General features: G+C 50.5%; 15 protein-coding genes. 8 read left to right on the top strand and 7 right to left on the bottom strand.

The genetic code is table 11. The features are described 5' to 3' along the window. Positions 1 to 118: 118 nt before the first annotated feature. The gene (locus MA2_RS09850; RefSeq protein ID WP_067059375.1) at positions 119 to 922 is read right to left on the bottom strand and encodes an ABC transporter ATP-binding protein; all 804 of its coding nucleotides are present in this window, start codon (positions 920 to 922) and stop codon (positions 119 to 121) included. Positions 923 to 999: 77 nt separating this feature from the next. Further along, the gene (locus tag MA2_RS09845; protein WP_067059367.1) at positions 1,000 to 1,227 is read right to left on the bottom strand and encodes a hypothetical protein; all 228 of its coding nucleotides are present in this window, start codon (positions 1,225 to 1,227) and stop codon (positions 1,000 to 1,002) included. A gap of 57 nt (positions 1,228 to 1,284) precedes the next feature. On the opposite strand from MA2_RS09845, the gene MA2_RS09840 reads away from it, so the two are divergent. Then, positions 1,285 to 2,586, top strand: a complete 1,302-nt coding sequence (locus tag MA2_RS09840; RefSeq protein WP_373279769.1) for a glutamate-5-semialdehyde dehydrogenase — start codon at positions 1,285 to 1,287, stop codon at positions 2,584 to 2,586. A 113-nt stretch (positions 2,587 to 2,699) separates the two neighbouring features. Here MA2_RS09840 and tatC read toward each other — a convergent pair whose 3' ends face one another. From tatC to MA2_RS09815, 5 genes are all read right to left on the bottom strand, one after another. Continuing rightward, on the bottom strand, positions 2,700 to 3,434 hold the full coding sequence (gene tatC / locus MA2_RS09835) for a twin-arginine translocase subunit TatC (RefSeq protein WP_245945388.1): 735 nt from the start codon (positions 3,432 to 3,434) through the stop codon (positions 2,700 to 2,702). A gap of 100 nt (positions 3,435 to 3,534) precedes the next feature. Continuing rightward, complete coding sequence (tatB, locus tag MA2_RS09830) at positions 3,535 to 4,107, bottom strand: Sec-independent protein translocase protein TatB (RefSeq protein ID WP_067059361.1); 573 nt, start codon at positions 4,105 to 4,107, stop codon at positions 3,535 to 3,537. A 148-nt stretch (positions 4,108 to 4,255) separates the two neighbouring features. Then, a complete protein-coding gene (gene tatA / locus MA2_RS09825; RefSeq protein WP_067059359.1) occupies positions 4,256 to 4,519 on the bottom strand; it encodes a Sec-independent protein translocase subunit TatA in 264 nt (87 codons plus the stop codon). A gap of 92 nt (positions 4,520 to 4,611) precedes the next feature. Next, positions 4,612 to 5,445 carry a bifunctional phosphoribosyl-AMP cyclohydrolase/phosphoribosyl-ATP diphosphatase HisIE gene (gene hisIE / locus MA2_RS09820; RefSeq protein WP_115254068.1) on the bottom strand — a complete coding sequence of 278 codons (834 nt, stop codon included), beginning with the start codon at positions 5,443 to 5,445 and terminating at the stop codon, positions 4,612 to 4,614. A gap of 225 nt (positions 5,446 to 5,670) precedes the next feature. Then, positions 5,671 to 6,126 (bottom strand): acyl-CoA thioesterase, encoded by a 456-nt coding sequence (locus MA2_RS09815; protein WP_245945341.1) that lies wholly within the window; start codon positions 6,124 to 6,126, stop codon positions 5,671 to 5,673. Positions 6,127 to 6,499: 373 nt separating this feature from the next. Here MA2_RS09815 and rpmI point away from each other — a divergent pair, with 373 nt between their 5' ends. The 7 genes from rpmI to MA2_RS09780 all read left to right on the top strand — a co-directional run bounded on the left by rpmI (position 6,500) and on the right by MA2_RS09780 (position 13,812). Beyond that, a complete protein-coding gene (gene rpmI / locus MA2_RS09810) occupies positions 6,500 to 6,691 on the top strand; it encodes a 50S ribosomal protein L35 (RefSeq protein ID WP_067059371.1) in 192 nt (63 codons plus the stop codon). Between the two features lie 47 nt (positions 6,692 to 6,738). Then, the gene (gene rplT, locus MA2_RS09805) at positions 6,739 to 7,098 is read left to right on the top strand and encodes a 50S ribosomal protein L20 (protein ID WP_067059356.1); all 360 of its coding nucleotides are present in this window, start codon (positions 6,739 to 6,741) and stop codon (positions 7,096 to 7,098) included. Positions 7,099 to 7,387: 289 nt separating this feature from the next. After that, positions 7,388 to 8,461, top strand: a complete 1,074-nt coding sequence (gene pheS / locus MA2_RS09800) for a phenylalanine--tRNA ligase subunit alpha (protein ID WP_067059354.1) — start codon at positions 7,388 to 7,390, stop codon at positions 8,459 to 8,461. Positions 8,462 to 8,627: 166 nt separating this feature from the next. Next, entirely contained in the window at positions 8,628 to 11,081 is a 2,454-nt protein-coding gene (gene pheT / locus MA2_RS09795) for a phenylalanine--tRNA ligase subunit beta (RefSeq protein WP_067059352.1), read from the top strand. Between the two features lie 57 nt (positions 11,082 to 11,138). Beyond that, positions 11,139 to 11,489: an integration host factor subunit alpha gene (locus MA2_RS09790; protein WP_067059350.1), complete on the top strand. Its 351-nt coding sequence runs from the start codon at positions 11,139 to 11,141 to the stop codon at positions 11,487 to 11,489. Between the two features lie 73 nt (positions 11,490 to 11,562). Then, the gene (locus tag MA2_RS09785; RefSeq protein ID WP_067059369.1) at positions 11,563 to 12,492 is read left to right on the top strand and encodes a tRNA dihydrouridine synthase; all 930 of its coding nucleotides are present in this window, start codon (positions 11,563 to 11,565) and stop codon (positions 12,490 to 12,492) included. 69 nt (positions 12,493 to 12,561) lie between these two features. Then, positions 12,562 to 13,812 (top strand): NnrS family protein, encoded by a 1,251-nt coding sequence (locus MA2_RS09780; RefSeq protein WP_067059348.1) that lies wholly within the window; start codon positions 12,562 to 12,564, stop codon positions 13,810 to 13,812. The last annotated feature ends 25 nt before the right edge of the window (positions 13,813 to 13,837 follow it).

Genomic DNA, 13,837 nt, shown 5'->3' with positions numbered 1-13,837 from the left:
ACAGTTTAAACAGCTGAAATTTGACACAAACTAACCAATTATGACAAATTGGTTAAAATTAACATAAAATTACCAAAATGCAAGCAAAAATTACCCATTGGTGCCAGTAAAACATTGATCAAAATGACTGGTGGCTTGCCATAAACTCACGCACACGGGCGGATTTGGGGGCATCAAACACCTGTGCAGGTGTGCCCATCTCTTCAATCCGCCCTTGGTGCAAAAACACCACTTGACTTGACACATCACGGGCAAAGCGCATTTCATGGGTTACAATCAGCATGGTGCGCCCCTCTTCTGCCAACGATTTCATCACCGCCAACACCTCATTGACCAGTTCGGGATCAAGCGCGGACGTGGGCTCATCAAACAACAACACTTGCGGCTGCATGGCAAGCGCGCGCGCAATGGCAATGCGCTGGCGTTGTCCGCCCGATAGGTTGTCAGGATAAGCATTTTTCTTATCAAGCAAGCCAACACGTGCCAGCAGACGCTCAGCCTCAGCAATGGCTTGGTCTTTGGGGATTTTGAGTACCTGCGTTGGGCCCTCGATGATGTTTTGCAAAATCGTGCGGTGCGGCCACAGATTAAAGTTTTGGAACACAAACCCCATTTTGCTACGAAATTGCTCAAGCTGACGCTGATTGGCAGCCACCAAATCTCCTGCCTTGTTGCGCCGAAGCTGTAGCTGCTCGCCGCCCAAAAAAATCTCGCCTTGTGATGGATTTTCCAACAAGTTGATACAGCGCAGCAAGGTGGATTTGCCCGAGCCACTTGACCCCAAAATGCTGATCACATCGCCATCGTGTGCTTGCAATGACACGCCCTTTAACACCGACAACGCGCCGAAATTTTTATGAATATCATTAAGTTGTAGTGCGATGGGACGCTCGGAAACAGGAGTGATAATCGGGTCTGGCATGGCGGTCATTGGGTTTGGCTAGGCTCACATTGATGAATGAATGAACGTTTGCGCGGCACAGATACCGCCAAACAGGCTTAATCACTGAGCCAAAGAATCACTTGGCTCAAATAGGTTAAAAAAGTTAAAAACGGGATATTTTCTCGTAAAACGCGGCAAAAGGCAAATATTTCCAACAAAAAATGTTGGTAAATACGCACAAAAATCGATAGGCTGTATGCAGATGGTTGTAATTTGGCGGCGGATTTTTTACTATGCGTGCTGGTTGCTATTTTTTCATGGATGGTTATTATCTCTTGTCCCATTTTTATTTGGCTAACTAAAGGCGTGTTGTCATGACCTCACCAACTCTAAATACCGCTTTGCCCGCGGCTGACCCAGCCGATGTGAGCGCGTATATGCACACACTTGGCGAACGAGCCAAAACTGCAGCTTTTGCCTTGGCAAAAGCCGACACGCAGCGCAAAAATCACGCGCTACAGGCAATCGCAGATGCGCTACAAATGGCACAAGCCGATATCCTGGCTGCCAATGCGCGTGACGTCGCCAATGCGCAAGCCACGGGGCTTGATGCGGCATTGCTTGACCGCTTGACCTTGACCGAAAGCCGCTTTGCCGCGATGCTGCACGGGCTGTATGATGTCATCGCCTTACCTGATCCCATCGGCACGATCACCGATTTGCAGTTTCGTCCCTCGGGGATTCAGTTGGGCAAAATGCGTGTGCCGCTTGGCGTGGTTGGTATGATTTATGAATCGCGCCCCAATGTCACCATTGAGGCGGCAAGCCTCGCGCTCAAATCGGGCAATGCCATTATCTTGCGTGGTGGCTCGGAGGCATTTTATTCCAATCAAGCCTTGGCGGCGTGTGTGCAGCAAGGCTTACAAGCGGCAGGGCTGCCAAGCGATGCGGTGCAGGTAGTGGCTACTACCGACCGCGCGGCGGTGGGCGTGTTGGTCACACTAACCGATTTTGTCGATGTTATCGTACCACGTGGCGGCAAAGGACTGATTGAGCGCGTTAGCCGCGAAGCGCGTGTGCCTGTCATCAAGCATTTGGACGGTAATTGCCACACGTTTATTGACCGTTTTGCCGATATCGACATGGCAACCAACATCTGCGTGAACGCCAAGACCCAACGTTACGGCACCTGCAACACGATGGAAACCTTGCTGATTGATACGGCGATTGCCGAGCACGCGCTACCTGTGGTGGCACAGGCAATTGTGGCAGCAGATGATGCCATGCAACTGCACGTCTGCCCCGAATCACTCGCGCTGTTGCAACCACTGCCTGCACTGCAAGGACATCTTACGCCTGCCACCGACAGCGATTGGGATGCTGAGTTTTTGGCACCGATTTTGGCGGTCAAGGTAGTGGCAGATCTCGATGCTGCCATTGCGCACATCAACCGCCACGGCTCGGCACACAGTGACGCGATTATCACTGAGCACTATGCGCACGCGCTGCGCTTTTTGCGTGAGGTCGATTCTAGCAGCGTGATGATCAATGCCTCAACGCGTTTTGCCGATGGGTTTGAGTATGGCTTGGGCGCAGAGATTGGTATTTCAACGGACAAAATTCATGCCCGTGGCCCTGTTGGTTTGGAGGGCTTAACCAGCCAAAAATGGATTGTCTTTGGGCATGGTGAAGTGCGCGCGTGATGTTTGGGTAAAACTCCAAGCTCAACGCGCCAAACGGCGGGGCAGGCAGGTTATCAGCACATCCGCCGTTTTGATCGGTCAAAACACATCATCAAAACAACGGAACAAAAAATTTAACGGGCTTTCGCTTCAACCTCAGCTTGTTTGCGCTCGCGTATCAGCACGCGCGCGGCAACCAGTCCCAACTCAAACAACAGCCACATCGGCACGGCCAGCAAAATCATCGACAAGCCATCAGGCGGTGTGACAAACGCAGCGATGGCAAAGCAGCCCACGATGATATAACGGCGTTTATCCGCCAATGATTGCACCGACACAACACCTGCCAACACCAACAGCAGCGTAACCACAGGAATTTCAAACGTCGCGCCAAATACCAAAAACAGTTTCATGACAAAATGCAAATAGCTGTCAATATCCGTCATCGGTAGTACACTTGCAGGCGAAAACTTGATAAAAAAGCCCAGCACGCTTTTGAGCACAACAAAATACGCAAACGCCACGCCCGTATAAAACAACACCACCGATGATACCAACACAGGCAAGGCAATGCGTTTTTCGTGTTTGTACAACCCTGGAGCAACAAACGCCCAGATCTGCCACAAAATGTACGGCATGGCAAGCATGGCAGACAAATACAGCGTCAGCTTGATGGGTGCTAAAAACGGTGAAGTGATATCCGTGGCGATAATGCTTGAATTTGGCGGTAACATCGCAACCAATGGCACCGAAAACGCATCGTAAATCTGACGCGCAAAGCCGACCAACGCCAAAAACACCACCAACACGGCAGCAAAAATATGAATCAAATGCTTGCGCAGTGCAATGAGGTGTTCGGTAATCGGCATGTCTGCCAATGCCTGCTCTGCGGCAGCTTCATCGCGCAGGCGATCTTGGGCAAGCTGATCGGGGGTTTTTTTGGTTTTTAGCAATTTCATGATACGCCCCCTAGCCTTGCTGTACCGTGTCGGTGGGTTGGGCGTTCATCAGCGGCAAAGCACGATAATTGGGCAGGCGTGGCGCGGACGGCAAGCGCAATTGGCGTTCATAATCGCTGACTAAAAACCAACGGTTGGTCATTGGGCGTGTTAAGTGGGCGCTAAATTCGGCACTGGCATCGGCGGCGTGGGCATTGGCTGCGGTGAGCGTATCGGTGCGATCGTCAGCATCGGGTTTAGCCAAGCTGACTTGCTGATTAACGGCTTGATTGTCTAATGTCTCTGCCAATCGCCGCGACTGGTCTTGCTGCAAATCACTTAAGCTACTGCGCAACGCGTCCATCTCGCGCTTCATGTCTTCTTCGGCTTGTTTGATTTTGGCAAGCTCGGCTTGCATTTGCTTGCGCGTTTCTGCCAAATCAAGCTCGGCTTCAATCTCACGTTGCAAATTGGCCACCGTACGGCGAAACTTGGCGTAATACCGCCCTGCCGTACGCGCCGCTTGCGGTAATTTTTCAGGACCTAAGATAATCAAGGCAATCGCGCCAAAAATCAGCAGCTCACTAAAGCCAATATCAAACATAATGACGCACTAACACCCAATCTAAAAAAGCCAAACACACAAACCTAAGCGCATAACAGCCTAGACGCATAATTAGACGCATACAAACCTAATTGCCTGCAAAAAATGCGCCCACAAAACAAAAATAGACACATAAACTAAACGCGTATTAGACGCGTGTTTGCTCGTTTTGGGTTTTTGTCGTTGTCGTGGTGGTTGTGGTCGTGGTGCCTGTGGGTGACACTTCAACTTCTTCATGCTCAATCACACGGGTTTTATTGCCTGCTTGGTCATTTTCATCGCGCACTGCGTCCTTAAAGCCTTTGACCGCGCCACCTAGGTCTTTGCCTGCGTTTTTAAGTTTTGAGGTGCCAAACAACACCACGATAATCACCAACAAAATCAACCAATGCGTAATCGACAATCCGCCCATACTTCACCCCTGTTATTACTTCTATTGCACTTAATGTGTGTGGCGCTTAAAACTTAGATCGCATTGAATATGCCACGCCACTGAGCGCACGCTTAACCTTGTGTGCGGCTGCGTTTTTCATCCAATCCCGACAAGCCAAAACGCCGCGCCAACTCTTGCGTTACCGCATCAAGCGGAATATTAAACCACGCCAATGTGACCATTATATGAAACCACAAATCAGCGCATTCATAAATCAGCGCGTCGCGTGTTGTATCATCATCGGTCTGCTGATAGGTCTTGGCGGCTAAAATCATCTCGACTGCTTCTTCGCCCACTTTTTGTAAAATTTTATCCGCGCCTTTTTGATACAAACTGGCGACATACGAGCTATCTGCTCGCGCAGTTTTGCGCTGATACAAAACGTCTTCTAGTGCAGGCAAAATATTGTTTGATGCTGGCGGTATGGCGTGGCGCGCGGTAGCGTTTGGCGCATCATCATTATAGGCATGGGTTTGCGCCTGCGCTTCATTAGCCTGTGTGCCATAAATCGCTTGTGGATCTTTGCGTACCGCGTCGGTGGTTATCCACGTGTGCGTGCCGTTGTCATCGGTCAAAAGCTGATAAAAACACGACTCGCGTCCTGTGTGGCAGGCAATACCGCCGACTTGGGTTACCGACAGTACCAGCGCGTCGCTGTCACAATCTAGCCGAATGGCATGCACCTGCTGCCAATGCCCCGACGTTTCGCCCTTGTGCCACAGCTGCTGGCGTGAGCGCGACCAATACACCGCCTGCCCTTTGGCGACTGTCTGCGCCAATGCTTCACGATTCATCCATGCCAACATCAACACGCGCCCTGTGGCGTGGTCTTGTGCGATGGCAGGGATTAAGCCGTTGGCGTCAAATTGCACGGCATCTAGCCAGCGTGTATCATCCGCGTTCATGGTTATGCTCATTTATCTTGTGTTGGTAGTTTAGTATTGTGGTTTGGTGCGTGTCGTGAGTTTGATTATAGCCCCGTTTTGCGCCTTGCTTCAACCGTTGGCTGATGGCGCCGTTTGGTGCTTGCGCTATCATTGTTTAACATGATGCGTTGTTTAACATGATGCGTTGGCGCACGCTTGATGCTTAACTTAACCCCAAACACTTAAATCTAAGCGTTTAACAAGCTATAGCACAAACGGCTTGATATCAAACACTTCAACCAATTGTGGCGATAACTTGGTCGGCTGATTGGTGCGGTAATCATACGCCACAAAGCCCATCACCGCTTGCGCTACCGCGCTACCGTCAAACATGCGGCTGACTTTAAAAACAAAATCACCGCCGCTGTCATGCAGCCCATGCACACCAACTTCAAACAACAGCTCCTCGCGCGCGCGCACACGGCTGACAAACCGCGCCGACACATCATTGATCACCAAGCCTGTGTAATCCGTGGTGATTTCTTTGATATCTTTAGAGTACAAAAACCGCGCGCGCGTCTCAGACAACAGCGCGATCAAGGCTTCTATACTCATATGCTGACCGATACTCACTTCATTACTGCGCACGCGCATGACCGTTTCAAAGACAAAATTGACCTCGTCCATGGCAATTGCTTCGACGCGCCGATTGGGTAACATAACGTCTCCTTGAGCGTGTGGCATAGGGTTTGGCTGATACTTTAGTTAATTATTGATAGGTTGGGTGCGCTGACAAGCATTGAAATACAGCAACGTTTAGAATAATTTGCGTATTGATAGCACATTTAACAAAAAAAAACCACCTTTCATCGTGGTTTTGCGCAGTTTTTTTGTCTTATAACATGATCACGTATCGCATGGGCAGCGATGGTGGTTTTTGGCAAAAAATACTGTTAAATTTTAGCAAAAAATGTTCGCATTGCCGATCAAGTTTTGCTAAAATACCGCCTCCCACCTTCAGGCATCTGTTTTTAATGGCTTTTTGCCGTGTAAATTGGGTGACGAACAGGTCAGTAACTTACAAGAGGTCAGTATGAAACTCAAAACCCGTCGTGGTGCTGCCAAGCGTTTTAAACGTACCGCCAATGGTTTTAAGCGCAAACAAGCGTTCAAACGCCACATTCTAACCAAAAAATCTCCAAAACGTATCCGTCAGTTGCGTGGCTGCAAACTTGTCCACCCATCTGATGAAGCACGTATCTTGCGTATGTGCCCTTACATCTAATCGTATTGAGCGATTATTGTTCATGAATTAAAATTTTGGAGTAAATTATGGCTCGTGTAAAACGTGGTGTACAGGCAAATCGCCGTCATAAAAAAGTCTTGGCGCGTGCAAAAGGTTATTACGGTGCGCGCTCACGCGTGTATCGCGTAGCAGTGCAAGCGGTTACTAAAGCAGGTCAATACGCCTATCGTGACCGCCGCAACAAAAAACGCTCTTTCCGCCGCCTATGGATCGCGCGGATCAATGCAGGCGCGCGTATGAATGGCCTAAGCTACAGCCGCATGATTAATGGCTTGAAAAAAGCCAATATCGACATCGACCGCCGTGTGTTGGCTGATATCGCCATGCATGACGCAGCGGCGTTCACCGCTTTGACTGAAAAAGCCAAACAAGCATTGGCCGCTTAATCGCTTTTGGTCAAGTAGCTAGTTGGGCACAACCAGCGTTGTTTTGGCTAAAACATTAGTAAAAACAACGCCACTCAACAAAAAAAGCCATTTTGGTTGCCCCAAATGGCTTTTTTTGTGGCGTTTTTTTGGGTAAACTAGCGTCTTGTTATTATTACTGTTTCATCTTATTACGGGCTAATCCTAGCATCTGCGTTTGTTTGCCAGTTGGTCATATAATGACCGACTTAATCACAAAGCAGATCTTGGGTTGAATCGATAATTTGTTTTTACACTGTTGTCTTGGGCTATGACTGATTTGACTACCTCGTCCGACGCGCGTTTTGACGCATTTTCTTTGACTTTAAACGAGCTTGACGACGCAAAGCTACAAGCGTTTGGTGATGACGCGATCGCGTGGGTAGCCACAGCAAGCACGCCACAGGATTTGCAGACGATTCGCGTGGCATTGACAGGCAAAAAAAGCCATTTAACCACGTGGTCAAAACAGCTTGGCACACTTGATGCAGACGCTAAAAAAACCGTCGGCGGTTGGCTACACGCCCTGCGTACACGCATCCAAACCGCGCTTGATGACGCACAAAAACAGCTTGCCGCGCAAGCCTTGGCAGCCAAATTGGCAAGTGAAGCCATTGATATCACCTTGCCTGCGCGTGGGCAAAGCGTTGGTAATTTGCACCCCATCACCCAAACGGCTGAGCGTATGCAAGCGTTTTTCTTGCAAGCAGGGTTTGAGGTGGCGACAGGGCCTGAGGTTGAGAGCGATTATTACAACTTTGAGGCACTTAATATCCCATCGCACCACCCTGCGCGCGCGATGCACGATACGTTTTATTTTGACGCAAGCTATGTGTTGCGCACGCACACCAGCTCGGTGCAGATTCGCACGATGGAGCAAGGCAATTTGCCGATTCGCATTATCTGCCCTGGGCGCGTGTATCGCAATGACTCTGACCAAACCCATTCACCGATGTTTCACCAGCTTGAGGGCTTATATGTCAGCGAATCAACAAATTTTGCCGAGCTCAAAGGCTTGATTGACGCATTTTTGCAGGCGTTTTTTGGGCGAAAATTGCATATTCGCTTTCGCCCGTCGTATTTTCCCTTTACCGAGCCATCGGCAGAGGTGGATATTTGGGCGGAAGGCGATGCGGCAAGCGGTAAAGGCGGACGTTGGCTTGAGGTCATGGGCTGCGGCATGGTGCATCCACAGGTACTCAAAAATTGCGGCATTGATCCGTCGCGCTATCAGGGCTTTGCGTTTGGTATGGGGATTGAGCGTTTTGCGATGTTGTACTACGGGGTGCAGGATTTGCGCTTATTTTTCCAAAACGACGTGCGTTTTTTAAAGCAGTTTGCCTAAATTCAATTCATACCAAGCAAAGTAGTTTTTATTGAATACCGCACACCGCGTTTATTTGAGTGTCATTCATAATCATCGATTTGACCGTTTGTTGATTACCTAGACGTTATACAGATTTTACAAATGGCTTTACACGCCCAAGCAATAAAGTTAGAGAAAATTTAGCATGAAAGTGAGTGAAAACTGGCTGCGCCAATGGGTCAATCCTGCGTTATCTGCCGAACAAATCGGCGAACAGCTAACGATGGCAGGCTTGGAACTTGATGACTTGACCAAAGTTGCGCGTGATTTTAGCGGTGTTGTGGTCGGGCAAGTGTTGTCGGTTGAGCCACATCCCGATGCTGACAAACTGCGTGTGACGCGCGTCGATGTGGGGCAGCATAGCAGTGAACCACTACAAATCGTGTGCGGTGCGCCAAACGTGGCGGCAGGTATCAAGGCACCTGTGGCATTGATTGGTGCCAAATTGCCGCCTGCTGCTGGCGATAACAAGCCGTTTAACATCAAAAAAGGCAAGCTACGCGGTGTGGAGTCACATGGCATGCTATGCGGCGCAAGTGAGATTGATTTGCCCGATGAAGTCGATGGTTTGTTGATTTTACCCGAAGATGCGCCGATTGGTATGGATGTGCGTGAGTATTTGGACTTAGACAACCATGTGCTTGACATCGCCATCACACCAAACCGCGGTGATTGCTTTAGCGTGCGTGGGATTGCGCGCGAATTGGCGGCACTCAATGGCTTAGCATTTGACCTGCCTTTTACGCCAACCACCCCTATCCCAACCGATGATACCAAGCCTGCGGTCACGGTGATCACCGACGCTTGCCCACGTTATTGGGCGCAAGCAGTTAGCGGTCTGGATGCCACCCGTCTATCACCTGCGTGGATCAAGCAAGCACTCAATGCAGCAGGCGTGCGTCCACGCAATTTATTGGTCGATGTGACCAATTATGTGTTGCTTGAACTTGGGCAGCCGCTACATGCGTTTGACGCGGATAAAATCCGTGGCAATATCGTGGTGCGTTTGGCAAATGCTGGTGAGACTTTCACCTTACTTAACGAGCAAACCATTACCCTACAAGGCGATGAGCTGCTAATTGCCGATGATGACGGCGCGATTGCGCTAGCAGGTATCATGGGTGGGCAGCGTACCGCGGTGACTGACAGCACCACACGGGTGGTGATTGAAAGCGCGTTTTTTGATCCTTTGGCGATTGCAGGGCGCGCGCGTCGGTTTGGGCTACACACCGATGCGTCACAGCGCTATGAGCGTGGCGTGGATTTTGACTTGCCAAAATTGGCACTTGATCGTGCGGTGAGCCTGTTGGCGCAATTTGGTGATGGTGTGGTCGGGCAGACAACGTTGGTCGAACGCGCTCACGCATTGCCAACACGTGCAGCCGTGCATTTGACGGTGGGCGAAATTGCGCGTCTGTTGGGCGAGGCGATTGCACCTGATACAGCAGTGGTAATTTTGCAGCGTTTGGGCTTTGATGTTGAATTACTTAGTAGCGATGAGGCAGCGCAGATTGTCGCCACCCCACCTAGCTACCGTTATGACATCAGCTTGCCTGAGGATTTGATTGAAGAAATTGCGCGCGTCTATGGCTACAACCGCCTTGCCAATCAATTGCCTGAGTTTGCGGCTAATTTTGCCGATACCAATACCCAGCGTTGGCTACATGACCTCAAACATAGCTTGACCCAGCAGGGCTATTTTGAGGCGGTGAGTTTTAGTTTTAGTGATGCCAAAATTGAAGCCTTGTTTGATGATCCAAACGGTAAAACAGCCGCGCCGCTTGCATTGGCAAATCCGATTTCAGCAGACTTGGCAGTCATGCGCCGTACGCTGCTAAGCAGCTTGCTACCCTGCGTGCAGTATAACCTAAATCGCCAACAGACACGTGTGCGCTTGTTTGAAACAGGCTTGCGTTTTGTGGGTGCAGATATCGCCGCGCTGGCACAGATCAATAGTTTGGCGTTGGTTGCGGTGGGCAATGTCTATCCTGAGCAGCCCAATGGCAACCGCGCGATGGATTTTTATGACCTCAAACACGATGTCGAAAGCGTGTTACCGCAGCAACAGTTAAGCTGTGGCGCGATTGGCTATCAACGTAGCGCGCAGGCATTTTTGCATCCAGGGCAAAGTGCTGATATCGTTTGGCATACCGCTGATGCTAATGGCAGTGACAATGCGCGTACCATCGGTTGGTTAGGTCAGCTCCATCCACAAATCGCCAAGGCATTGGATTTGCCAACCACATGGGTTGCTCAGCTGGATATGAACTTACTTGCCGAGCTATACCATGTACCCAGTACCATCGCGCCGCTGAGTAAATTCCCACAGGTGCGCCGTGATATTGCGCTCGTGGTCGATCGCGATGTGGCGGTACAAGATATGTTGCGCGAAATTCGCCGCCTCGGTGGGGAGTTGTTGCAAGCTAGCTGGTTGTTCGACGTGTACACAGGTGACCAACTGCCTGCCGATAAACGCTCACTGGCGTTTGGTTTGGTGTGGCAAGATCCTGCCGCCACACTGTCTGATGATGTGGTCAATGCTGCTATGCAACGCATTACCGATGGCTTAGGCGCGCACTTTGGCGCGGTGTTGCGCTAAACACAACGATCAATTAGGTGCTTGAAGTTAGATTTTCTTAACCGCTAAGACTGTACTATGAGTAAATCAACGGCTATTTCTACCCCTGCAACGGCTGCCGATAAGGCGTGCCACACCTTGACCAAATCTGAGATGGTCAGCCATTTGGTCGATGACTTAAACCTGACCCGTCAGCAAGCGCGGCATTTTGTTGAGCGTTTTTTTGATGAGTTGTCCAAAAACTTGATTAGCGGTCATCAAGTCAAGCTTTCAGGCTTTGGCAATTTTGACATCAAAGACAAAAAACGCCGCCCTGGGCGTAACCCCAAAACAGGCGAGCTGGTGTATGTCAGCGCGCGCCGTGTGGTGACGTTTAAGGCAGGGCAAAAGCTACGCCGTTCGGTGGAAGACAATCTATTTGCCAACTAAGTTGCCACAAGCTGTATTCAATCAGCAAGGTTTTTACCCCGATTTTAGCCGCGCACAGTTTGTCCTTGCACCCATGCAAGGCTTGACAGACCCATTGATGCGTCAAGTTTTGACGGGGGTCGCGCGGTATGATTGGGCGGTGAGTGAGTTTATTCGCGTCACCCAAACGCTGCTACCTGCCCATGTATTTTACACCCATGTGCCTGAACTGCTGCATGAGGGCAAGTTGCGCGGCAAAACCCTGCACGGCACACCTGTACATATTCAGCTACTCGGTAGCGACGCAAATTTGATGGCGCAAAACGCTTATCGCGCGGTTGAGCTTGGCGCGCACGCAATTGATATCAATTTTGGTTGTCCTGCCAAAACCGTCAATAATCACCGCGGTGGCGCGGTGCTTTTAACCGAACCTGACAGCGTGTTTGCCATCATCCATGCAGTACGCCAAGCCGTGCCGCCGAATGTGCCTGTCTCGGCAAAAATCCGCTTGGGCTATACTGACACAACCTTAGCCCATGAAATTGGCGACGCGGTGCAAGCGGCAAATGCCAGTTGGCTGACGGTCCATGCGCGTACCAAAACCCAAGGCTACAAGCCGCCTGCCTATTGGTCGCTGATCGCGCCATTGCGTGCGCGCTTGCAGTTACCCATTATTGCCAATGGTGAAATCTGGACGCCTGCCCAAGCCATGCAATGCCGTACCGAAGCCAATACGCTACATCTTATGCTAGGTCGCGGGGCGGTGACACGTCCTGATTTGGTCAGCCAAATTCGCAGACAAGATGTTGGCGAGCCATTATCGCCAATGCATTGGCAAGACTTGCTAGAGCTACAACGCAATTTTTTGGCGGGCAATGCCAAAAACGACACGGTACTCATCGGGCGTTATAAACAGTGGCTTGCCATGCTTACCGATGGCTACCCCGAAGCGCGTACCTTGTGGCAAAGCATCAAACGCATGACGACATTGAACACGATTTTGGACGCGCTCAATACCGCTTAAGTGCTACAATGACTGGATAAACCTGCTTTTTTAACCTTTGTTTTTTAACCCTTGTCTGTTGGAGGCGGTATGCAGCAAATCCAACTTCCTTCCAAACGCCCCACCTCACCTCACCCTGTATTAAACTTGGGCTTTCGCGTGTTTTTTTTATCGGCGGCGGTATTTGCCATGCTGACGATGGCGGCATGGGCGTATTTGCTATCTAAAAATTCGATGTCATTTGGCGCACACCAACTGTTACCTGCCTTTTGGCATGGGCATGAACTGGTGTTCGGCTATAGTCTCGCGGTGATAGCGGGCTTTTTGCTCACCGCCGTCAAAACATGGACCAATCAGCCAATGCCCTTCGGCTGGCGATTGCTGGCAATTTGGCTGTGCTGGGCGTTGGCGCGGGTGGTGTATTTGTTTAACGGGCTTGCCATTAACGGCTGGCTGCGCGTGGCATGCGCAGCGGATATCGCGTTTTGGCTATCGGTCACGGTGGCGGTAGTCAAGCCGATTTGGATGACAAAACAAAAACGCCAAATCGGTATCGTCGCTAAGTTGCTGCTGCTATTGTTGGCTCAGGTGTGGTTTTATATTGCTGTATTTCATGAGGTGTGGCAAGGTGTGCAGTTGAGCCTATGGGCGGCTTTGTACGTCATCATTGGCATAGTCCTGACGATGGCGCGGCGCGTCATGCCGATGTTTATCCAAAACGGCATCGCTGCAGGTGGCAAAGTCGTGCTGAAGGCAAAAAACTCTGATGTGCTGGATAAAATCAGCCTGATTGGGCTGTTTGGTTTTATGCTAAGCGACGTGCTATTAGCAGGCGTGTGGAACTTGACGTGGGCGAATTGGCTGGTCGGCGCGTTTGCCGCCATTATTGCCATTGCCAACGCGCTACGGCTGAAAAACTGGTACTTGCCAGGGCTATGGCAACGTCCGATGGTGTGGTCGCTGTGGATATCGCTGCTTGGTATGGTTATTGGTTTCGCGTTATTTGCGGTGTTGCCGCTGGGCTTAGTCGGTCACAGCCTTGCCATGCACACGGTGGCGTTGGCGGGCATTGGTATGATGACGCTATCCATGATGGCGCGGGTCGCGCTTGGGCACACGGGGCGCAGCGTGCACCAACCGCTAAACGGGATTAGCCTAGCGTTCGGCGCGATGGTAGCGGCATGGGCGTTTCGCGCGATTTTGCCACTGGCGTTGCCAAATGACGCCTACTTAATCAGCGTCGGCATCGCGCAAGGCTTGTGGATTTTGGCGTTTGTCGGCTTTATCGTGTTGTATGCTAAAATTCTGTGGTCGCCGCGTACCGATGGGCTGTTTGGTTAAATTAATTGAGTTAAATTTTCCCTTA

Origin of the sequence: Moraxella atlantae NBRC 14588, assembly GCF_001591265.1 — a bacterium.
Taxonomy (GTDB): Bacteria; Pseudomonadota; Gammaproteobacteria; order Pseudomonadales; family Moraxellaceae; genus Faucicola; species Faucicola atlantae.
Note: the sequence above shows the minus strand (reverse complement) of the source record. Positions and strands in the feature narration are given on the sequence as shown.

Coding starts and splice junctions, on each gene's coding strand:
- MA2_RS09845 (WP_067059367.1), bottom strand. CDS start 1,227: ATGGGACAAGAGATAATAACCATCCATGAAAAAATAGCAACCAGCACG.
- rpmI (WP_067059371.1), top strand. CDS start 6,500: ATGAAACTCAAAACCCGTCGTGGTGCTGCCAAGCGTTTTAAACGTACC.
- rplT (WP_067059356.1), top strand. CDS start 6,739: ATGGCTCGTGTAAAACGTGGTGTACAGGCAAATCGCCGTCATAAAAAA.
- MA2_RS09790 (WP_067059350.1), top strand. CDS start 11,139: ATGAGTAAATCAACGGCTATTTCTACCCCTGCAACGGCTGCCGATAAG.
- MA2_RS09780 (WP_067059348.1), top strand. CDS start 12,562: ATGCAGCAAATCCAACTTCCTTCCAAACGCCCCACCTCACCTCACCCT.
- tatA (WP_067059359.1), bottom strand. CDS start 4,519: ATGGGCGGATTGTCGATTACGCATTGGTTGATTTTGTTGGTGATTATC.
- pheT (WP_067059352.1), top strand. CDS start 8,628: ATGAAAGTGAGTGAAAACTGGCTGCGCCAATGGGTCAATCCTGCGTTA.
- hisIE (WP_115254068.1), bottom strand. CDS start 5,445: ATGAACGCGGATGATACACGCTGGCTAGATGCCGTGCAATTTGACGCC.
- tatB (WP_067059361.1), bottom strand. CDS start 4,107: ATGTTTGATATTGGCTTTAGTGAGCTGCTGATTTTTGGCGCGATTGCC.
- MA2_RS09815 (WP_245945341.1), bottom strand. CDS start 6,126: ATGTTACCCAATCGGCGCGTCGAAGCAATTGCCATGGACGAGGTCAAT.
- MA2_RS09785 (WP_067059369.1), top strand. CDS start 11,563: ATGCAAGGCTTGACAGACCCATTGATGCGTCAAGTTTTGACGGGGGTC.
- tatC (WP_245945388.1), bottom strand. CDS start 3,434: ATGCCGATTACCGAACACCTCATTGCACTGCGCAAGCATTTGATTCAT.
- MA2_RS09850 (WP_067059375.1), bottom strand. CDS start 922: ATGCCAGACCCGATTATCACTCCTGTTTCCGAGCGTCCCATCGCACTA.
- pheS (WP_067059354.1), top strand. CDS start 7,388: ATGACTGATTTGACTACCTCGTCCGACGCGCGTTTTGACGCATTTTCT.